The organism is Arcticibacter sp., from assembly GCF_053551015.1.
The window spans coordinates 59337-80839 of sequence record NZ_JBMQOB010000018.1; the positions used below are offsets into that span (position 1 = coordinate 59337).

The following is a 21503-nucleotide window of genomic DNA, read 5'->3' on the forward strand; positions in this document are numbered from 1 at the left end:
GAAAATAACCTGTTGTCGTTGTCGGTTAAACTAACTCATCATCCAGATTAATCCACTATATATCGGCTATACGACACATGAAAATTTCAAATATTTATTTTATCCTAACCTTATTATTGTTTCCGGGAATTCTCTTTGCTCAGGGGAACAATTTCATCCTTGTTGATGGAACCATTGTTCAACAGGAAACGAAAACGCCCCTTCAGGGCGTCAGCGTTCTCGTAAAAGGTACTGTAACAGGTACTCTGACAGACGCCAAAGGCGACTTTAGTCTGAAGACCCGCGCTAAATACCCATTCACGCTGGTATTTTCCAGTGTCGGCTTCGAAACACAGGAGTTCGAGGTGACCGGCCCCGAATCCAAATTGAACATCCAGCTTTTAACCCAGACCGTTCTCGGTAAGGAGGTTGTAGTTACGGCTTCCAGGGTTGCAGAAAGTATCCTTAAGTCGCCCGTAGCCATCGAGAAACTCGACATCCGTGCCATCAGAGAAAGTCCAGCTCCCGGATTTTACGATGCGCTCGAGAATGTAAAGGGTGTGCAGATGACCACCTCCAGTCTGACTTTCAAGGTGCCTAACACCAGAGGGTTCAACATTCCCAACAACTTTCGTTTCGTGCAGCTGGTTGATGGCGTAGACATGCAGGCAGGAACCCTGGGTGTTCCGCTGGGCAATGCCATTGGTCCCACTGAACTTGATATCGCCAGCGTGGAAATCACTCCCGGCGCAGCATCTGCCCTTTATGGTATGAGTGCCATCAACGGTATGGCTAACCTGCTTACCAAGAGCCCGTTTTTGTATCAGGGACTAAGTGTGTACACTCGTAACGGCGTCAACCACGTAGGTGGCACAGGCCGCGATGCGGGACTGCTTACCGAGAGTGCCCTTCGTTACGCCCAGGCGTTCAAGAACAAATTTGCCTTTAAAATTAACCTGAGCTACATGCGCGGTACCGACTGGCTTTCTGATACCCGTACCAATCAGAATCCCAATACTTTAAATACCGCTAATCCACGCTTCTCAGAGTTGAACGCGGACGCTGATAACCCAGCCTACGACGCCTGGAACAAATATGGTGATGATAACGGGAGTAATGCCGTAACCATCAGCGGACTGACCATCCCCGGCCAGACCGGCGCGCAAAGCATCATCGTACGCCGTACGGGCTACTGGGAAAGGGATGTAGTGAAACCCATTGTCGATAATATCAAGTTCGACGCTGCCCTACACTACCGTTTGTCTGATAATGCTGAGCTATCCTATGGCTACCGTATAGGAAAGCTGGACGGTCTCTTCCAAAGAGGAAATAAGATCCAGATGGATAACGTAACCGTGCAGAACCATAAGCTCGAACTGAAAGGCTCGAACTACTTTATCAAATCTTACGTGTCGATAGAGGATACAGGCGACTCATACAATATCAAACCGCTTGTAGATAATCTGGACATTACCAGCGGCGGAAAAAACTCAGTATGGCAGGCGAAATATAAAACAGCCCTTCAAAATGCACTCAATGCAGGTTCTTCTCTGGCCGATGCATTGAAGATCGGTCGTGTCGCTGCTGATGCCGGAAGAGCAGAGCCGGGAACCGCCTACTTCAATGAACTAAAAAATACCATCACCGGCATCAACAACTGGGATCACAAGGAAGTAGTGGGCGGCGACGCTCCTGAAACCGGCGGTGCCTGGTTGAACCAGATGAGCCGTACCTACCATACCGATGCGCAATGGGATCTGTCCAGCAAAGTGAAGATCTTCGATTTACTCGTCGGTGGTGATATGCGCATCTATGAAGTGATTCCGGATGGTAATAACTTCGTAGACTTCAAACGTCCTCTGGCCGACCGGAACAATCCACTTGCCGATGGAAGCTTTGGCGATAACGTCTATTACAAAAAGTTTGGTGGTTTCGCCCAGGTGACCAAAACACTGTTCGATGAAAAACTGAAGCTGTTCGGATCTCTGCGACTCGACTACAACCCAGAATTCGACGCGAAATTTAACCCACGCATTGCAGCGGTATATACCCTGGCTGAAAAGCATAACTTCCGTGCTTCCCTGCAGAACGGTTACCGTTTCCCTGCGCTTTTTGAAGCCATTTCTTTCGTAAACAATGGTAACATCAGACGGGTAGGTGGTCTCTCTTACATTAATGAAGGATTAAACTACCTGGACAATTCTTATACGCTCGCCTCCAGCGATATTTTTAACGCGGCTGTAAACGCCGATGTTGCGGCGGGGATGACGGCGAATAATGCAGCGCTAAAGAATAAAGGACTGCTTGCCGCCACCTCTTTGTCAGCAACCGAGCCTGAACGGATCAACTCTTTTGAGGTTGGATATAAGAGTGTCCTGCTTGAAAATAAGCTGGTCGTTGATGTAGATGCATATATCAACCAGTACGAAGGGTTTCTCGGGCAGGTTGAAGTATCTGTTCCTTATAAAAAAGCAGTATCGGGAGGTCCAAACTTCGCAGAGCAGGCACCTGTTGGAAGTGATGACGCGGTTCTCGCCATGCTGAGGGCAAACCGTGACGCACAGCAAACCCGTTACAGAGTGTACACCAATGCAAAGAACAAGTACAATAACTATGGTGCGGCTCTGGGTTTGACCTATAACTTCTTCCAGAAATACACCATCTCCGGGAACGCCAGCTATAACAACATTTCCGAAAATACGCAGCCTGATGTATTCGTGACAGGCTTCAATACCCCAAAATGGTCTACTAACGTATCTTTCGGAAACCGTGAGGTGGTAAAGAACCTCGGCTTTAACCTCGTCTACAGATGGCAGCAGGAGTTTTTATGGGAAAGCCCATTGGTTAATGGTACCGTTCCCGCTTTCGGAACAGTTGATGCCCAGGCAACCTATAAAATTCCAAAGCATAAAGCCACCGTGAAGATCGGAGGAACCAATGTATTCAACAATAACTACGTGCAATACGCAGGGGGACCTACTCTCGGTGGTTTATACTACGTAGCCATTACACTGGACGGACTACTGCAGAAATAGTTGATTAGATTATATTGTTGTGAAAGCTAGGATGCCGCGCAAAGCAGCTCCTGGCTTTTTTGCTGAAGGGTTGAGGGGGTTATTCTCTTTGAGGGCAGGGGCGCACGGAAATAGACTTCTTACGCCGCTCCTCAGACCTTGGCCGTACGGATCATCTCTACAATGCCGGACGTGCATGGGTCTCGCGTAGCAGAATACTCCGGATAACAACTGGATTCCGCCTTCCCTGGAAGATACCCGGGATAGTATGTCTGGGTGCTGAGTCCATGTCGAGTCCATATGGAGTCCGACTCTGCTATATAGAAAGTCGGACTCAACACGGATTCAACACCTACTCTTTATACCCGGAAACAAAAGAAGGCCTTCACCACTTGGCTTCGAATTCACTAGCCCACTTAGCGGAGATAGTCAGATTTTGATACGATTTGTATAAACTTTGAAAGTATTGTACTGGTTTGTGTGCTCCGGAATTCGGTCCTTTGAGAAAGGAATCTGTCTTCAAGCATTACTCATAAACGGGAGCCGACAACTGCGTCCGTATCCCTGGTGTTTGAAGGAAGCCAGAACGTACACTAACTAACCAGTTGAATTATGAAAATCCTCAGCACTTTTTTTTGCTTGACATGGCTCACGGCCATTAGCTTGTATGCACAAGAGTCTGCATGGAAGCCTGTACCTGGTAAAATACAAACATCATGGGCAGAACAAGTTGATCCGGTCAACCCCCATCCGGAATATCCGCGCCCGCATCTGGTGCGTGGGAACTGGAAAAGTCTGAACGGACTTTGGAACTACGCTATCCGCCCAAAGGGCGAAAACAGACCAAAGTCATATGAAGGGAAGATACTGGTGCCCTTTGCTGTGGAGTCCTCCCTTTCGGGAGTAGGGCGCAATGTGGGCAAAGACAGCATTCTTTGGTATCAGACCCGTTTTTCCGTTCCCTCATCTATGAAAGGTAAGCGCCTTATCCTGCATATGGGTGGGGTAGACTGGGAAGCAAAAGTCTCCGTAAACGGGAAGGAGGCCGGGACCCATCAGGGTGGCAATGATCCATTCTCTTTCGATATTACCTCCCTGGTAAAGGGGGGAGGGCAGCAGGACCTTTCTGTGCGTGTGTGGGATCCAACAGATGAGGGACCTCAGCCTCGCGGCAAGCAGGTGCGTAAACCCGAAGGCATCTGGTATACTCCTGTCACCGGAATATGGCAAACCGTCTGGTTAGAGGCCGTACCGGAAACCTATATCCAGTCAACGAAACAAACTCCGGATGTAGATAAGGGACAACTTAAGGTCACTGCGCAGGTTAAAGACCTCAAAGCCGGTGATCGGATCAGGATCTCGGCTTGGGATGGCCAGACAAAGGTTGCGGAGCAAGAGGTGAGCGGAGGTGCGACTGCAAGCCTGGATGTTGCTAATGCCAAGCTCTGGTCTCCGGCCAATCCTTTCCTGTACAAGCTGCGGATAGCTGTGTTGCGTAATGGCAAAGCCGTGGATGAAGCCGGAAGCTATTTTGCTATGCGGAAATCGTCTCTGGGACAGGATAACAAGGGTATTCAGAGGATGCTGCTGAACAATAAGTTCTTGTTCCAATACGGCCCGCTCGATCAGGGATGGTGGCCGGACGGCTTATACACGGCGCCGACCGATGAGGCTTTGAAGTTTGATATCCAAAAGACCAAAGAAATGGGCTTTAACATGATCCGGAAGCACATCAAGGTGGAGCCTGCGAGATGGTACTATTACTGTGATTCGATAGGAATGATGGTATGGCAGGACATGCCAAGCGGAGATCTGGGTAACCAGTGGGAACCGCGCCCGGGTGTATTGGGCAAGGGGACTGAACAAAAGCGTTCACCCGAATCTGAAGGTTACTACCGTAAAGAGTGGAACGCCATAATGGATGCGCTGCATAATTTCCCTTCCATCGTAGTATGGGTGCCTTTCAATGAAGCGTGGGGGCAGTTTAAAACAGTCGAGATAACCAACTGGACGATGAAGAAAGATCCTTCGCGGCTGGTGAACAGTGCCAGTGGAGGGAATTTCTTCCCGGCAGGACATATAGTCGATCTGCATAACTACCCCGAACCGGCTATGCCGCGGCCTGACCTCTTTGGATCCCGGCAGGCTGTGGTGCTGGGTGAATTCGGAGGCTTGGGTCTTCCGGTCGACGGGCATGTATGGCAGCAGAAAGATAATTGGGGCTATCAGAGCTTTAAGACCGCTGATGATCTGCTTAACCGGTATTCCACGTTCATGACCAGGATGCAGGATCTGATCAGAAACGGCTTGTCTGCCGCCGTGTATACTCAGACGACAGACGTAGAGATCGAGACCAACGGACTCATGACCTATGATCGTAAGGTGATCAAGGTGCCGGAGGCGAAGCTGAAGAGTCTGCACGATCTTCTTTATAAAACGGAATAGCGACAGCCCCGCGCTCGGCCATCTTCATCTGCATATAGTCGGTGGGTGGCATGCCGAACTGCTTGGCGAAGCATCTTCCGAAATGTGTCTGTGAGCTGTATCCAACCATTTCGGAGATCTCATAGATTTTGTATTCATTAGCTGCCAGTAGTTCGGCGGCTCGTTTAAGGCGGGCGATATTGATCAGCTCGTGAGGTGTCAGGTTGGAGATGGCTTTAATCTTTCTGTATAGCGTCGGCTTGCTCATGTTCATGGAGTCGGCCAGATGCTCTACGTCGAGATCGATGTTGGCGATATTCCTGTTAACAGCCTCATTCAGTTTTTCCAGGAATTGCTCGTCGGCTTTGGAGTAGGCCATGGTCTTGATATGAACCAGAGGGGAGTTCGCAAAGTACTCCTTGATCTTACTTCGGTTAACGAGCAGGTTGGCAATCTGAACCTGCAGATGTTCGGGCGAGAAGGGCTTGTCGATATAGGCATCTGCGCCGAGTTCAAGTCCCTGGATCTTCGATTGCAGCGTGTTCTTTGCGGTGAGCAGAATTACGGGAATATGGCTGTACTCGAAGTCTGACTTGATGCGGCTACAAAGTTCAAAGCCATCAATTCCGGGCATCATCACGTCGCTTACGACGAGCTGTACGGAGTGCTGACTTAAGCGTTCTAGGGCGGTCTCGCCATTTGCTGCAGTCAGGATATTGTATTTCTCATCCAGATCATCCGAGATAAAGTCTAATATTTCTTCATTGTCGTCCACTAAAAGAATTGTAGGGCGACTTGTAAGCTCTTCTTTCATAATATTCCTGGTTGGCATCAGTTGTTCATGACGGGGTTGAATTCAATTTGCTGGTGGAGCGGCAGTGTAACGGCAAAGACGTTGCAGCCATTTTCGGGTGGTCTCAATTCGAGGTTACCTTTATGCAGTTCGGCGAGCGAGCGGGAAATGGCTAATCCCAGTCCGCTTCCTGGTTGGTTCTCAGTCGGTTTCATGCGGTAAAACGTTTCAAAGATCTTTTCTTTCATGTGGATCGGGATGATATAGCCGTCGTTCCTGATCAGCACGGTGAAGTTTGCCTCGGTTTCCATGACAGGCAAAACTTCAACAGACGCAAACTGATCGCTGTATTTTATGGCGTTGTTAATCAGGTTGCTGATGATCTTGTCGAACGCTTCCGTATCGATATAGGCGAAGAAGCTCCTTGAAGGCAGCTTCAGGACGAAGCGGATGTTCTGCTGCTCTGCGGCGGGCTTGAAGCGCAGATAGTTGTCTTTGATCAGTTCGCAGATGTCTGCCCTGACAAAGTTGAGGCTGAACTCTTTTGTTTCCGTTTTCCGGAAGTCCAGCAGCTGGTTGGTGAGGTTCAGAAGGCGCTCGGTGTTCTTCTGCATGATCAGCAGGTTATTCTTAATGGAGGGCACTTCCTCTGCCCGTTTGATGATCTTCTCCATGGGACCCTTAATCAAGGTAAGCGGTGTGCGGATCTCGTGAGCAACATTGGTGAAGAATTCGATTTTCGCCTGGTAGATCTCCTTTTCCTTTTTGTGCTCGAGTGCCTCAAGCCTTCTTTTGTTCTTGGCTTTAATCCGTTGGTCATAGCTGCGGATGATAAGGTAGCCAAGGGCGATGAGCGATAGACCGTATCCGATCCGGGCCCACTTGCTTTTCCAGAGAGGTGGGATGATTTCAATTTCCAGCTGTGTTTCATCGTTGTTCCAGATGCCGCTGTTGTTGGCCGCTTTTACTTTGAAAACATAGTTTCCGGGTGGCAGAGAGGTGAAATAGGCCTTCCGGTTTGTTTTCAGATAGGTCCAGTCGTTATCCAGTCCCTCCATTTTATAGGCGTACTCTGTCGTATTCAGGGAGGTGTAGCTAAGAGCAGAGAAGTCGATGCTGAACGACGACTGCTCATGCGTCAGCTGGATCTTCTTCGTGAATGTGATCGACTCTTTGAGCGGTGAGCCCGCCGTACGGATGTCGATCTCCTGATCATAGATCTGAAAACCGGTGATGTAAACAGGCGGCTTATAGGTGTTCCTGAGGAAGGTTCGTGGATGGAACCTGATCAGGCCGTTTACACTCCCGAAGTACATACGGCCTGATGAGTCTCTGAATGCGGAGTTATAGTTGAACTGGTCGCTGAGGAGGCCTCGTGCTCTAGTATAAGTCCTTATTTTTTCGGTGTCAGGGTCGAGCACTGCAAGTCCCCTGGATGTGCTTATCCAGAGCTGCCCTCCATCGTCCTGAAGCATGGATAGAATGAGATTGCTGGGGAGGCCGTTACGCGTGGTAAAGCGGCTGAACTTGCCGCTGCGGGGATTCATTTTGCATAGTCCGCCTTCAGTAGCCAGCCAGATGTTATGACGGTGGTCTTCGAAGATCTTGTTTATCCGGTTATTGCTCGGGCTGTTCGTGTCATTTCTTTTGTAGGAGTAGGATCCTGACCGGCTTGTGCGGGGATTGAAATAGTAGAGACCTTCCCGATAGGATCCCAGCCAGAACGTTCCATTACTGTCTTCGAGCATGGTGCTGTAGAACATGCGTTCAGGTACTGCCCGGATATGAATGAAGTTATCTTCCCGGCGGTTGTACCGAAAAAGCCCTCCTGTGGTGCAGAAGTAAATATCTCCTGAACGGCTTCGGTAAATGGTATATATAAAATTGCTTTTGAGGGATTTACTTCCCGCACCTGCCGAATAATGTTTGATGATCTTCCCGGTTCTGATGTCCATAAGATCAAGGCCGTTCTCAAATGTGCCGATCCAGAGTGAGTCGCCTTCAGGCAACAGTCCGTGTATGTTGGTAGACGCGATGTCACCTTTCTTACCGCGGGGCCTGAAGTGCGTAAACTCCAGGGGTGCCACAGCCAGCTTGTTCAATCCGGCATCTTCTGTGCCTATCCAAAGGTTGGAATATTTATCCTGAACGATTTCGCGGACGATATTGCCACTCAGCGAATTCTCTCCCGGCATGGGGAAAAACTTCTCAAATGAATTGTATTGTTTGGGGTAATAGTTGAGGCCGCCGAAGTATGTTCCTGCCCAGATCCCGCCTTCACGGTCTTTACAGAATGTATATACGGCATTGTCGGACAGCGAGTAGGGGTTATTGTATTGTTTCTTAATGTTGAAGGCTTTGCCCGTGCTCAGGCTGTACAGGTAGATGCCGGATTCGGTTGCAATCCAGTAGCAGTCAGCTGTCTCACGCATGAAGTTCCTCGCAAAGATCTCCGTATTATCGGGGTTCTTCGTCAGGATGTTCGTGTATGTCCTGGTACGCAGATCAAACAGCTTGACCCCCTGGTTAGAGGTACCGATCAGCAGGGAGCCTTTGCCCGTATCAAAGATCTTTTCGATCCATTTAGATGTGATGTCAGGGGAGCTGTAAGATACGTTAAAGCTGCTGAATGACTGGGTAGCGGGAAGGTACTTCTCCAGTGTGCCGTAGCGGGTAGATGCCCAGATTTCACCATCCTGAAGAATGCTGAGAGAGGTAGCTTCAAAATATCTTTCGGTTGGGAATACAGAAAGCTTCTGGCGCCGTTCATCATATCTGAAAAGAGTAAAGCCGGCGATAAACCAGATGTTTCCATTCGGTTCGACCTGGATTTCACGTATATCTTCAGCGGGGCAGCCTTTCAGGAGCCTGAAGCTCTCTGTTAGCGGGTTATACATGAAAAGGCCCCGGTCTGTACCTACCCACATGCGTCCTTTCTGATCTTCGGACAGGCTGTGAATAAAATTACTTCCTATACTGGAGGGATTTGCGGCGTCATCGCGGAAGGTTTTGAAGGTGTATCCATCGAAGCGGTTCAGGCCGTCTTTGGTACCAAACCATAAAAATCCTTTTTTGTCCTGCATGCTGCAGATCACGGTATTGTTAGACAGACCGTCTTCTACCTGATAGCGACTGAAATAATAAGGCACTGAACCCATAGTGCGCAACGCATACAGGAGAGCAAACAGGAGGATTATGGTTCTGACTGGTTTCAAGGTTGAGTTTAAATCAAATATAAGATAGTAGAACGAAATAGTTCCGGAGATTTCACGTCCCTGCATATTGCTGCTCCGTGAAATTATGGGAACAGGGCTACACTTTTCAGTCTTTTTCTTCTTGGGATGCTATTCTTAGTAATTTTCAAGCGTATTGGAGAATTCATTTGTTCTCCGCAACATCAAAATGCCTTATGAAGATTGTCTTTTTTTGTGGTTCTCTGGAAGATGGCAAAGATGGTGTAGGAGATTATACCAGGCGGCTGGCATTAAAGCTGGTAGAAGGCGGCTGCTATGTGGGCATTGTCGCCGTGCATGATCAGTATGTAGGCGAACCTCTGAAGATGGAGGATTCTGCAGGCCTGAAGATGCTTCGCTTACCCAAGGAGCTATCCTGGAGGGAACGAAGCGGCCTCTCGGCTCAATTCGTTGATCGGATCGGTCCGCAGTGGATCAGCCTGCAGTATGTGGGCTTTGCCTATGATCGCTACGGTCTGCCCTGGCAGATGATCCCGCTGATCAGGCGAGTCTCCCGGAACAGAGATTTTCACTTGATGTTCCACGAACTCTGGTGTGGAATGTCATCTTCAGCACCATTGAAGGAATCAATTCTTGGAGGGCTACAATATTGTTTTATAAGGGCCATGCTGAACAGGCTCAAACCGTCGAAAATATTTACGAACATCGAACGCTACGCAACAAAGCTCAGTGCTTTCGGAGCGGCATCTCGTCAGGTGCCCGTGTTCAGTAATATACCATTAGCTGAGAAGGTCTCCGACCTGGTTTGGCAACAGGTTTGTGCAGAGAAGGGATTAGAGTCTCTGCTCGAAAAGCCGCAAACTAAGCTGATAGCAGGCTTTTTCGGTACCATCTATGGCATACCGGGTTTTCCGTCGCTGATTGAACGGATCGAGCAGGCAGCAGCCGGTCTTGGACTGGAATGCTGTATGTTGCTGATAGGTAATAGCAAAAAGGAGGATCTGATGAGATTAGCAGGAGGAACCATTACTGCCCGGATCTTTGAGCTCGGCCTGCAATCGCCGGGAATTATTAATCGCGCGATGGATTTGGTTCATTTCGGTGTGGTGACCACTCCTATAGACGGGATTAACAAAAGCGGTGGTGCTGCTGCCTGGATGGAGCGCGGGGTTCCGATGGTGATATCGGGCGAAGATGCGACTTATAAGGGCGAGGATACCGAGGCGCTATATGGTGTGTTCAGGGTGCAATCTCAGGAGGATGTGCTTAAGGCCTTTCTGAGGGAGCGAAATACGGAAAATCAGGAGCGGCTCAGTAGCGTGGCAAATTCATATATAGAGTCCCTCATAATAAAGAAAGCTGCATACCAGGTCTTGTCCTGATATGCAGCTTTTATATATTAATGGTCAAACCTGCGTTTACTGCTCGATGATAGGAGGCATGCTCACGCTATAGCTGATGGACTTATTAGCCAATTTGTTAATATTTCCCTTAGCCTGTACGTTGGTGAACGTATTGGTGATAACACCCAGCCAGGTATAACCTTGTTCGATGGTATTCCGCAGAAGATAAATATCTTTGCTTCCCGGAAGCGACTGGAGTCTGATGCCGTGTGCATTTGTATAGATGGTATTAGCTTCAACTGTTACGTTGCTTACAACACGGGGGATACCATAGGTACCTACTACGATACCTGAGGAATTGCCTTTCGACAGTCGGGTATCTACGATGTTATTTCTAACGGTAATATCGCGAAGGTTGTATCCTCCATTTCCCATCTGGATACCGCCAACATTATCACCTTTAGTTTTAACAGTATTGTCGCTGATCATGATGCCGAAACCATCTTCCTTTAAGCCCGGAGCGATGGCTATGCTTCCTGCAGACAAGGTATTGAAGGTCATGGTGTTTTTTTGTCCGAAGATTTCCAGACCGCTACGGTGGTTTCCATTACCTCCCTCGAATACGTTACGGGTGATGAGCGTGTTCTTGTAATATCCGGAGATACCACTACCACCAAGGTTGTTCGGGTCGTTCAGTCTGTTGTTGCTGATCTCTGCATCGATCACATAAGCGGCTGCACATTCGATGGCAAACTGCTTTCCAAACTTGTTATTGAAGGTATTGTTGGTGATACGGGTACTGTAGTTGTCCTGGCTCTGTAGTTGAATAGCAGGCGAGTTGGCATTTTGAGAGCCCCAGTCGGCGAATACGCAGTTGTTAACAGTGACATCACGTGTACCTCTCATCTCGAGACTGGTACGTCCGGCTTCAGAAAACGTACAGTTCAGGAAGCTGACGTTCTTCACCTGCCAGTCGTTCAACCCTTTGATCTGTACGGCACCACGGTCTCTACCGCCGGCGAAAGTCACGTTTTCAAAGTATAAGCCACTTACGTTATCAGTAACATATAAGGCGACCAGATCAGCGCCGGTGTTGGCTGCCTGGTTGGCGTTGATGGTGATGTTCTTCAAGCGCACATTGGTTGCGCGGGTAGGAATCCGGAATACATTGCGTCCGGAGCGGGTTCCTGCTGTAAGCTTAATTTCTGTTGCGTTACCTTCGATGGAGATATTGGAAGGAAGGATGATTTCATCAGAAATCGTGAACCTTCCGGCTGGCAGTACCAAGGTCTCTTTTTTGGCAGCGAAAGAATTGATCAGATCCTGAAGTTCTTTACGCTGATCCTGTCCGCTGGACACGATCGCACTGTTAGGTGCTGTGCTGGAAACGGCGCTATCCTGAATAGTGGGAGGGGTCTGAAGAAGCTCCTCAGATGACTCCTTCTTGCATGCAAAATTGATGGTAGCAAGAAGAAGAATTAAGATCATAATTGAATTTCTCATAGATATTGATTTCGTACTGCATACGAAATCAATATCATTAGGTTACTAAACCGTAAAAGTTTCTTCTACTTTTTTAAGTGCCAGACCTACAACGTGATGCATATCATAATATTTGTAGTCGGCAAGGCGTCCACCGAAGATAGTGTTCGCTTCCTGACGGGCAAGTTCTTTGTAATTCTTGAACATTTCATTGTTCTTTTCGTCATTCACAGGATAGTACGGCTCGTCTTTTTTAGTCCACTCGAGAGGATACTCTTTGGTGATCACGGTATGTTCCTGTTCTCCGAACTCAAAGTGCTTATGTTCGATGATGCGGGTATAGGGAATCTCTGAATTGATGTAGTTCACCACTGCATTTCCCTGGTAGTTGGGAATATCCAGCTTCTCATGCTCAAAGCGAAGACTGCGGTATTCGAGTACGCCGTGTTGGTAGTTGAAATATTCATCGATCATACCGGTGTAGACCTTTGTTTCGGCGAGTGCATCCAGCTCTTCGCGAGAGTCGAAATAATTTACGCCTAAACGTACTTCAGTCCCTTCCAGAAGGGCGTCGATCAGCTTGTTGTAGCCTCCGATGGGAATTCCCTGGTACAGGTCATTGAAGTAGTTGTTGTCAAATGTAAAGCGTACAGGCAGGCGCTTGATGATAAATGCAGGAAGCTCTGTGGCCTTTCTTCCCCACTGCTTTTCTGTATACTCTTTGATGAGGGTATTGTAGATATCTGCTCCTACGAGTGAGAGCGCCTGTTCCTCGAGGTTTTGTGGGTTTTCAATGCCTGCTTCTTTAACCTGCTGATCGATAATTGCCTTTGCTTCAGCCGGAGTTTTAACCTTCCAAAGCTGGTAGAACGTGTTCATGTTGAAAGGCAGGTTGTACAGATTGCCGTTGTAGTTGGCCACCGGACTGTTGGTGTAACGATTAAACTCTACAAAGGAATTTACATAGTCCCAGATCTTTTTGTTGCTGGTGTGGAAGATGTGAGCGCCGTATTTATGGACGTTTATCCCGTTTACATTTTCGCAATAGATATTGCCACCGATATGCGGTCTTTTATCAATCACCAAACATTTTTTTCCTCTTTTTTTTGCTTCATGAGCGAATATCGCTCCGTATAAACCTGATCCTATAATTAAGTAGTCGTATTCTTTCATTCGTTTAGTTTAGTCAATTCATCGCTGTCAAAATCGGGCCTCTTTGCTGCAGAGGGGCGTTTTTAAGCTCAGCGTACAGTAGGAACCTTGATCACCTTGGTTTGTTTTACCAGGGTATGTGGAATAACTAACGTTTTTTTAAGTTTTTTGTTCAGCAGGATGAATACGAAGTAGGGACCATAGTACAGGTACCTCTTCCACATGCGGCCCGGTTCATTCACCAGCCTGATCAACCACTCAAGCTTCATATTGATCCAAAATTGAGAGGGTCTTTTGATGGTTCCTGCATAGAAGTCGAATACTGCTCCTACGGCGCAGATGGTCTGAGCATCAATCTCCTTGTAGTGTTGGTGAGCCCATTTTTCCTGTTTGGGAGCGGTCATGCCGATGAAAAGAACATCAGGCTTCACCCTGTTGATGGCGTCGATCATAGCCTGATTATCTTCATCAGTAAACTCCTTTTTGAATGGGGGAGAGTAGGAGTTCACGCGGATTGCCGGGAACTCACTTCGCAGATGTTCTTTGATCTTTTCAAGGGTGGACTCTGAGGAACCCAGATAAAAGCAGCTGCCGCCTTCTTGCTGGAGCTTCTCCAATAGGTAGTGATGCAATTCTGCACCTGCAACCTTGTTCACCTTAATGCCGTTCAAAAATTTAGAAGCCACTGTCATGCCGACGCCATCGGGGAGCAGGACATGTGACATCAGCGCTTCTTTGAAGGCGGGGTCTTTGGTAGTCATCACGTAGGAATACTGGTTGATCGTGTTGATGACCGTTTTGTTCTTCAGGTCGATTTTATCAAGCGGTGCGCTGAAAACCGGAAAGTCAAGTACCATCGTTTCCATATGCTGATCGTTTTCTGTGACAGTAGGGCTGCTGGCCTGAATGGTTGAGCTGTAGATATGGAGAAGTTTGTTCAGGTTATTTTCAGGAGTGTAATGACTTTCATAAGTCTGGCGGGCATGAATGCTCCTGATCGACCTGCTTAGCGAGTCAAGGGATTCCCAGCGGGCGATGTTCGCACGCAGACTCAATATATCTCCCGGAGTGAACAGATAGCCATTATAATCATCCGCGATCAGGCTTTCCATCGCACCCAGCTTGCTGCCTATGACAAAGGTTCCTGTAGAAAATGCTTCGAGAATGGTCATAGGCATCCCTTCGAACCATATGGATGGAAAGATTAATGCGTTGGCGCTTTTCATCAGGCTCCTGATCGATTCATTGGAACACGCCCCCAGATACGTGATGTTCTCGTTCTCCTTTGCGGCTTGTTCCACATTTTTGCGCAGCGGGCCATCTCCAACTATGCGGATCTTATAACTGGTATTGGAGAATGCAGCAAGAAGGGTCGGAAGGCCTTTTTCCGGGCTCAGTCTGCCAACATAGAGGTAGTAAGACTCCCTTTGCTTAACGTTGTAGCCGCTGTCGCTGACAAAGTTTGCTTTCACATCGATCTGGCTTTCCTTAAGATGAAGGTCTGATTTGAGGAACAGCTGTTTCGAAAACTCATTCAGGGTGATATAACGATCTACACTCTGCCATGTCTTCAGTCGTTTATGCCAATAGGTGATCCCGGCGAGCCAGAAGGTTTGAAGCCAGGAGTCCCGGTAGACTTTGTTGCTGATAGCCTTCCAGGGAAAGTGCTCCTTCAGGCTCTCTGTGAACAGCTTCCCATTGTGGAAGAGAGTTGCAGAAGGACATAGAAGCCTGTAGTTGTGGAGTGTCACGACCACCGGGATCTTTAACTTTTTTGCAGCCCTGATCAAAATGGGCGAAGCCGCAAAATGCCAGTTGTGAATATGGATCACATCGGGTCTGTCGGTCTTGATCGCTGCCTTGAATTTTGCAAGAGAGAGGACATTAAATGGTCCGAGTATGAAGTTAAGAAGAACGTGGATCTTTTTTCCTCCATTGTTAAAACACAATTGTCGGGCATCAGCTGCATAGGAGAGCAACTCGCACTCATTCTTGAATACCTGGTCTTCGCCACCTCCTTGTCCATAAAAAGTATGAATAAGTAATATTTTCACAACTAGAGTTTTAATGGTTATGCTTTGATTGTTTTGCTGATCAAAGACCTGTCGATCGGAGCGGTCTTTTTGGAGAACTTAGAAAGTGCGTTGAGCGCTCTGTTAGAGTGCCTCTGAAAGTAGTGTATGTAGTTGGGTCTGTCGTGTTTACGGATGAGGTCCGCATCGACGGTGCCCTGAAAAGGAACAAATGAAGTAGATGTTAAGAGAACGGAAGGACTAATGAAAGCCCTCGTGTTGTGTATTCGGATTTTCCTTTTCTGAAAGTGGATATAAGCAAGCTCCCTGTGCCGGGTTTGCCCCTCGTGGATAAAATATTGTTTCACCAGTCCATCTTCCCACACGAACAGCTGCTTTGCGTAGTTCTCAATATTGCTGCAGGTATATCTCGCTTTATTGGGATGAATATCAGCGATGCATTCCTCGTGATACTGTGGGATATTGAATTCTTTGAATATCTGATGAATGCCGTGCCACTCATCGAAGATGAAGCAGGCGGGTGATTCCATTATCGACTGTGCATCGATAAGCCTGGAAGAGCGGTACAGCTGATTGATCCGACTGTCGTTTCTGAATAGCGTAAAGTGCCCGCGGTTGAAGATCTTTTCGTAAGAGGAGAGAATGTCGTCTGTGATGAAGTGCGACAGCTTGCCAAACATGAGGTCAACGTCACAGTAACCCCAAAAGTCGTAGCCCGCAAGCTGAGGTTCGAAAAGCTCTCCAAAGGCCGGCCTAAAATCGCAGAGCTTGTAAGAGAAACGGAATGTGGGCCGTATGTGGAGCCTTTGATGGATTGTTTCCTTTAAATCTTCAAGTGTCAGCTTTTCGACTTTCAGATTTTTCGGTATGGTGGAGCGGTCCATCTCCTGATCAGTAAAAAGGAGGAAATCGTAGTCCCCGTTTACTTCCAGAGATCGCATCCATAGCTTGAAATAATCGCGCACAGGACCGAACCACAGTACTATGACTGCAATTTTTTTCATTGGTAGATAATTTGTTTATAGCTCTGCTGAAGCTATCCATGAGTGTGATACTCATGCTGGTTCATAGATGTAATCGTTTCAGATGGAGCTCTGAAGAAGAGACGTCAGATCGATATGAGCGACAATGCTTTGTATTTCAGGCGCGTGATGACACTGTACCTCTTGACGAACTGTTTGATCAGGGCCTGATTCAGACTGACGAAAGGACTCAGTTTGAAGGTCTCTGAGCCGGTCTTGTCAAGTGAAGTAGCAAATCTGGATTGCTGGATGGAGGCTGTGTGGGTTGCTGCTTCCCCGAACCCAATGTTCTGTACTTTGGATAAAGCCGGGAATGCCGTATATGTATCTGTTTTGAACTGGTGATAACACCACCGGATTGCCCATGAGCTGATCTTACCTCTCATTTGCTTGTCGAGCATAGCTGCCATATCACTTCCCATCATGTTGAATCTTTTACGTGCCAGGGTGCTCGTGGTGAATTCCTGATAATCTTTCACTTCCCAGTCTACTGCATTCCATCGGTTGCGCCAGGTTCCCCAACCCCATGAGGAGCTTCGCCGCGTGAAGTAGTTGTCGTAAACGTATACCTGGGGGAAGGAGATGGGAAATGTATATCCGGAAACGGAGAGCACCTTCTTGTTACTTTGATAAAATGAGAGACTCTCGTTCATGTAGCTCAGGAAATTCGTGCTGGTGAGCAGGTCATCTTCGAGCACAATGACCGCTTCGTGCTTTGTCAATACCTCCGTTACACCTTCAATGATGGATCTGGCCAGGCCTTTATTTTCGGCAGAGCTGGCCACATTTACCTGTTTAAAGCCAGTGATCGAAGGCAGGTAGCTGCGTACAGCAGCAACTTTATCCACGTCGGCAGCTTTCGACGGACCGTCGGAAAAAACGTAAAGCTCCGTATGAGCTGCCAGCGTGTTAAGCTGCAGGTTTTCGACAGTACGCTGCAAGTTATCGAGTCTGTTATAACAGAAAATAATGACGGGACTGAGCATGTTATTTACTTTTTGAAGGTGTCCCATAAGACAGGGAATAGCGTTTTCAGCCAGAGCTTTGAGAAGACTGCCGGGTAAGAAAGCGGAAAATGGGAGCGGATGAAACCAAGATATTCTGAATAGGCGAGTCCCTTTGGACTTTTCAGAAAGGCTATTCTCTCCCGAAGATGTACCTTTGAGCTCTTCCAGTTTTTGTCATGATCGTGGATACACGTTCCGAGAAAACCTGGTGCGACAAGGACGTCAATGCCCGCCTTTCTTGCTTTCAACGTGTAGTCGTAATCAGCGATCCCGTGAGTGAAGGCGCTTGATAGAATGCCGATCCGCTTTACTGCGAGTGCGGGAACCAGCATGATATTGGCATTGCCGAGGTCGCATGGTTTAAATTCCTCCTCACTGAATATGAATTTGCCCTGAAGTGCGTACCTCGAGGTCAGCGCTTTGCCACCGTAGGTGATGTTGCCATTGTGATCGCAGGTGCTTCCTACGCATATCGCAGTAGGCTGGATGTTTGCTGCTGCCTGCATATTGTACCGGAGCAGCGTGTCGATAGCATTGTCTTTCAGGAGGGTGTCGTCATTCAGCAGGAGATAGTAGTCGTAATTTCCAGGAAGCGCAGCGTTCCATGAGTTGCGCATGCCGCCAGCCCAGAAGAGGGAGCCGCTGCCCTTCAGCAGATGTACCTCAGGGTAATGGAAGGCGACAGCCTCGGCCGTACCGTCAGGCGAATTATCATCAGTAAGGAAGATGTCCACCTGAGCTGCATCGGGCAGTTTCTGCCTCTTCAGGCAACGCAGACAGGACAGCGTTTTTTGTTTCCTGTTAAACGTGGTGAGCAAAATGGCAATCTTCATATTCGTCAAAAATGTGGTCAATGTGCTCCTGCGTATTTCAGGATGCGTTTGGTAATCGCTTTATAGTAGCTGATGGAATAATAGCGGATCCTGCGTGTTGTGCGTAAGCGCGGTATTCCGGTGGCCTTTCGAACCAGGCCCAGAAAGCTTCGGTCGGAAATGTTATTTCCGTAATTATCCAGGCGGAAAAGCAGGTAGTCATACAGGCGTGCGATTCCAAAGGTCTTTTCTGCCGGAAGATGCCACAAGGTAAGCCTCAGGTCAGTAGGGGCAACGTTCCTGTAGAATACGGGATTGGTCCAGATCCTCTTCATAAAAGGATTTTGCGCTGCTGCGTTCCATCCGTTTTTAAAGTAAAGATAGCTGAGGGTATGCGCCTCCTCGTTCAGCTTGCTGAGTCCTTTTTGATGCCGGTTGAGCAGCACCGGCCAGAGTTCAAGAAAGTCGGCATACAGCTTCCTTATATGGGCATTGCTGCATAGCAGAAATTCGCCCAGATGATAGGAGGGGATCTCATCGACTTTTTTACCCAGCAATTCCGCAAAAAGTACCTGCATGTCGAGTCTGCTTAAGCCATTGATCTTATGATGAACAGGACTGTCAATTTCAAAGGATATAAAGCCCTGCCGGACGGCCTCTGCAAAAAGGCGTTTGGCAGGCTTAATGAACAGGCAATCAGAGTCTGCAATAAGGTACAGGTCCTGTTCGTTTTTCCCGTTCAAAGCGATGTACTCCAGAATGGAAAATTCAAAGAACTGATTCTGGAAAGATCCGAAGTAGCCTTTTGGGGTTTTGTATTTGAAGTCGACGTGTATGACTTCAACTCCCAGTTCCTTCAGAATATCCGATACCTGTTTGCCATCCACAATTGGGAGCTGCTTTACATTTGTAAAAAGCAGGTGTTTTTCCTCCTTGTTGAATCGGGAGCTGCTGATGTAAAAAACGATGAGACATCTCCAATAGATGTTCTGATGACTTTGACTGGAGGACTTTTTCCCGGACTGGGGAAAATCACTTTCTTCTCCCTTTTCATCAGCGCATAGCCATGTACAGATGTGGTTCATAATTATGATTTGTAATTTTTATTTGTTTCCAGATAATAGAGACACATTCCAACGTGTCCCCAGTAGATCAGGGGAGCAACATAGCTCAGAGAGAATATGAGTCCGCTTAAACAGAAGGGAATAAGGACTACTGCCCGGTTGGAAATGTTGCTGCTGAACGCTTTATAGGCGATGTATATCAGGAAGGAAAACTTAAACAGTAGTCCGATGATGCCGTGATAAAACAGTATTTCAATAAAACCCTCGTGAAAATGATGGCCCGTATTGGCGTCCCACCAATCTACAAGCGGGTTGGGAAGGCTGTAGCCCTCGAATGTCCATCCGAGCAAGGGTTTCTCCCGGATGAAGTTCATGTACATTTCACGCTGTTCGATGCGGAATCCACCTGTGCCACTTTCTGTTGAGGGATTCAAGATCTCGGCGAAGCGATTGGAGAAGAAGTCCAGTAATCCCGGTGAGATGCTCGAAACGTAATAGAGTGCAATGATCGTCACCAGGAAGCTAGTTACCGTCAGACTCGCGATACCTGTAAGTGCTTTTTTGTTGGTACGAAGTACCAGAAAGAAATAGATGAGCGTGGCGAAAATGGCACTGCTCCATACAGACCGGTGCTGATGTATAAGGATGATGGTAAAGCAGAGAGCAAATAGAAAGAAAGACTGCAACGTTTGCCTGGTAATGAATTTATTCAGGTACCAGAGAAAGGGGATAATCATCATGAATATTGAATGCGCATGTATAATCCTGGTGTCTCCTGAAAACGGACCGCTATTGGGTTCTATATGTTCGAGGCTGAACGAAAAGCGGTGGCCGAAGAGAGCCATAAAGACCAGATAGGTAACCAGGTAAAAGCCTGCAACGAAGCCGAGAAGGTCTGCATTCATCTTCCTCATCACCGATTTGATAAATACCGTATAGACAATTGGAAAGATCACCGTGTAGATTTCGAAGTTGCGGAAAGGTACCTGGTATTCTATAAATGACTGGAGGATAAGCTTGACGATGAGGACGGAAAATAAGCCCACATAAATCTTCTCCTTCCAGTGCAGGTTTTTGAAGTCGATAAGCACGTATCCATAGATGAGAAGGCTGAGCGCTTTTACGGCTACGACATTGACGTAGGCATTTTGCGTGAAAAACCAGGCAAAACATTTTTCGACAATCAGGTAGCAGAACAAAATGATCAGCAGTTCCTGCAGGTATATGCGGTAGTTGAAAATTTTAACTGAAGTTATCATCGTTTACCAGTAACATCCATCCTCTATGCTTTCTATTCCCTGTGGGGTTTCACTCCGTTGGGGCCTTACCCAGTGTTCGTTCATCATATCTGCCACCCTTCCATGTACTTTCTTTGTTTCCCATCGTTTACCCTTAATACCGAAGAGCGTTTGCGTTGCACCTCCGAGGTGAATGGCTTTTTTACCCATCCGTTTGACGTGCGCCGCGAGTGGGAAGCCGTAGGCTCCGCAACCGATGATACCGATGTCAAAGTCGATATCTGATATCTGCTCTTTCATGTGGGAGAGCGCCTCAAACCAGTTTTTAAATCCGGTGCGTGTGTTTGCAATAGACTGCACCGCCCTTAGCGTGAGCAGCTCAAATTCCGGAAGCACCTGATGTTTGCTGAAGATGAGTTCTTTTCTGCCGTACTGCTCACGGATACTTGTCGCGAATGGGTGCACCACGAGTACCTTTTTGCCCTCGAGAGATAGAGACCATGGATTATCGTGATTGTAGGGCTCTAGATCTTGGAGGCCGATCCTGGTGGCATTCCGGAGTTCCTCTTTGAATAATTGTTCCTGCCAAACCCAGGAGCCCAGGATATCTACCTGGGTCATGTCGTCTAACATGAGTAAAGCAAATCTTTCGAGCATCTTCGGTTCTGCAGGAAAGAAGCCAGCATTGTTGGCCATCAGTTTCATTGAATTTTCCTCCCACCAGAATGCTTCGGCTCTGCCACGTATATAATTCAGCTTCTTGTTCTGCTGACTATGGATGCTCTTGTAGATGCCGATGCAGGATGCTTCTACCGCTCCCAGTCTGGCGATCATGACAGGCTGCGGACTGTTGATCGCATCTGTGATGGCTTTATTGGCTTCCTGGTTTCGGAGAACCCCATCTGCATCATAAAGCTCCTTATGGTCTGGGAAGACTCTCATGTAG

General features: G+C 47.8%; 14 protein-coding genes. 3 read left to right on the plus strand and 11 right to left on the minus strand.

Annotation, left to right across the window (positions count from 1 at the left end):
* The first annotated feature begins 77 nt into the window (after positions 1–77).
* Together ACO1NU_RS12095 and ACO1NU_RS12100 are read left to right on the plus strand one after the other, a co-directional pair.
* The gene (locus ACO1NU_RS12095) at positions 78–3014 is read left to right on the plus strand and encodes a TonB-dependent receptor (RefSeq protein WP_448818745.1); all 2937 of its coding nucleotides are present in this window, start codon (positions 78–80) and stop codon (positions 3012–3014) included.
* 591 nt (positions 3015–3605) lie between these two features.
* Positions 3606–5438 carry a glycoside hydrolase family 2 protein gene (locus ACO1NU_RS12100; protein ID WP_448818746.1) on the plus strand — a complete coding sequence of 611 codons (1833 nt, stop codon included), beginning with the start codon at positions 3606–3608 and terminating at the stop codon, positions 5436–5438.
* On the opposite strand, the gene ACO1NU_RS12105 is transcribed toward ACO1NU_RS12100, so the two are convergent.
* Both ACO1NU_RS12105 and ACO1NU_RS12110 read right to left on the minus strand, forming a co-directional pair.
* Positions 5380–6231 carry a response regulator transcription factor gene (locus ACO1NU_RS12105; protein ID WP_448818747.1) on the minus strand — a complete coding sequence of 284 codons (852 nt, stop codon included), beginning with the start codon at positions 6229–6231 and terminating at the stop codon, positions 5380–5382. The two genes, ACO1NU_RS12100 and ACO1NU_RS12105, sit on opposite strands and share 59 nt — an antisense overlap.
* Before the next feature lie 17 nt (positions 6232–6248).
* A complete protein-coding gene (locus tag ACO1NU_RS12110) occupies positions 6249–9425 on the minus strand; it encodes a ligand-binding sensor domain-containing protein (protein WP_448818748.1) in 3177 nt (1058 codons plus the stop codon).
* Between the two features lie 194 nt (positions 9426–9619).
* Between ACO1NU_RS12110 and ACO1NU_RS12115 the strand changes: the two genes are divergently transcribed.
* The gene (locus ACO1NU_RS12115) at positions 9620–10786 is read left to right on the plus strand and encodes a hypothetical protein (protein WP_448818749.1); all 1167 of its coding nucleotides are present in this window, start codon (positions 9620–9622) and stop codon (positions 10784–10786) included.
* A 36-nt stretch (positions 10787–10822) separates the two neighbouring features.
* Here the strand turns inward: ACO1NU_RS12115 and ACO1NU_RS12120 are convergent, their stop codons facing one another.
* The 9 genes from ACO1NU_RS12120 to ACO1NU_RS12160 all read right to left on the minus strand — a co-directional run bounded on the left by ACO1NU_RS12120 (position 10823) and on the right by ACO1NU_RS12160 (position 21499).
* Entirely contained in the window at positions 10823–12250 is a 1428-nt protein-coding gene (locus ACO1NU_RS12120; RefSeq protein WP_448818750.1) for a hypothetical protein, read from the minus strand.
* Positions 12251–12295: 45 nt separating this feature from the next.
* Entirely contained in the window at positions 12296–13402 is a 1107-nt protein-coding gene (gene glf, locus ACO1NU_RS12125; RefSeq protein ID WP_448818751.1) for a UDP-galactopyranose mutase, read from the minus strand.
* A gap of 68 nt (positions 13403–13470) precedes the next feature.
* Positions 13471–15435: a WecB/TagA/CpsF family glycosyltransferase gene (locus tag ACO1NU_RS12130; RefSeq protein ID WP_448818752.1), complete on the minus strand. Its 1965-nt coding sequence runs from the start codon at positions 15433–15435 to the stop codon at positions 13471–13473.
* 17 nt (positions 15436–15452) lie between these two features.
* Complete coding sequence (locus ACO1NU_RS12135) at positions 15453–16418, minus strand: DUF6625 family protein (RefSeq protein WP_448818753.1); 966 nt, start codon at positions 16416–16418, stop codon at positions 15453–15455.
* A 104-nt stretch (positions 16419–16522) separates the two neighbouring features.
* Positions 16523–17449, minus strand: a complete 927-nt coding sequence (locus tag ACO1NU_RS12140; RefSeq protein WP_448818754.1) for a glycosyltransferase — start codon at positions 17447–17449, stop codon at positions 16523–16525.
* On the minus strand, positions 17428–18276 hold the full coding sequence (locus ACO1NU_RS12145; protein WP_448818755.1) for a glycosyltransferase family 2 protein: 849 nt from the start codon (positions 18274–18276) through the stop codon (positions 17428–17430). The genes ACO1NU_RS12140 and ACO1NU_RS12145 overlap by 22 nt, the downstream gene beginning before the upstream one ends.
* Before the next feature lie 17 nt (positions 18277–18293).
* On the minus strand, positions 18294–19340 hold the full coding sequence (locus tag ACO1NU_RS12150) for a hypothetical protein (protein ID WP_448818756.1): 1047 nt from the start codon (positions 19338–19340) through the stop codon (positions 18294–18296).
* Between the two features lie 2 nt (positions 19341–19342).
* On the minus strand, positions 19343–20578 hold the full coding sequence (locus ACO1NU_RS12155) for an O-antigen ligase family protein (protein WP_448818757.1): 1236 nt from the start codon (positions 20576–20578) through the stop codon (positions 19343–19345).
* A gap of 3 nt (positions 20579–20581) precedes the next feature.
* Positions 20582–21499, minus strand: coding sequence for a hypothetical protein (locus ACO1NU_RS12160; RefSeq protein ID WP_448818758.1), 918 nt, complete (start codon positions 21497–21499; stop codon positions 20582–20584).
* Positions 21500–21503: the final 4 nt, after the last annotated feature.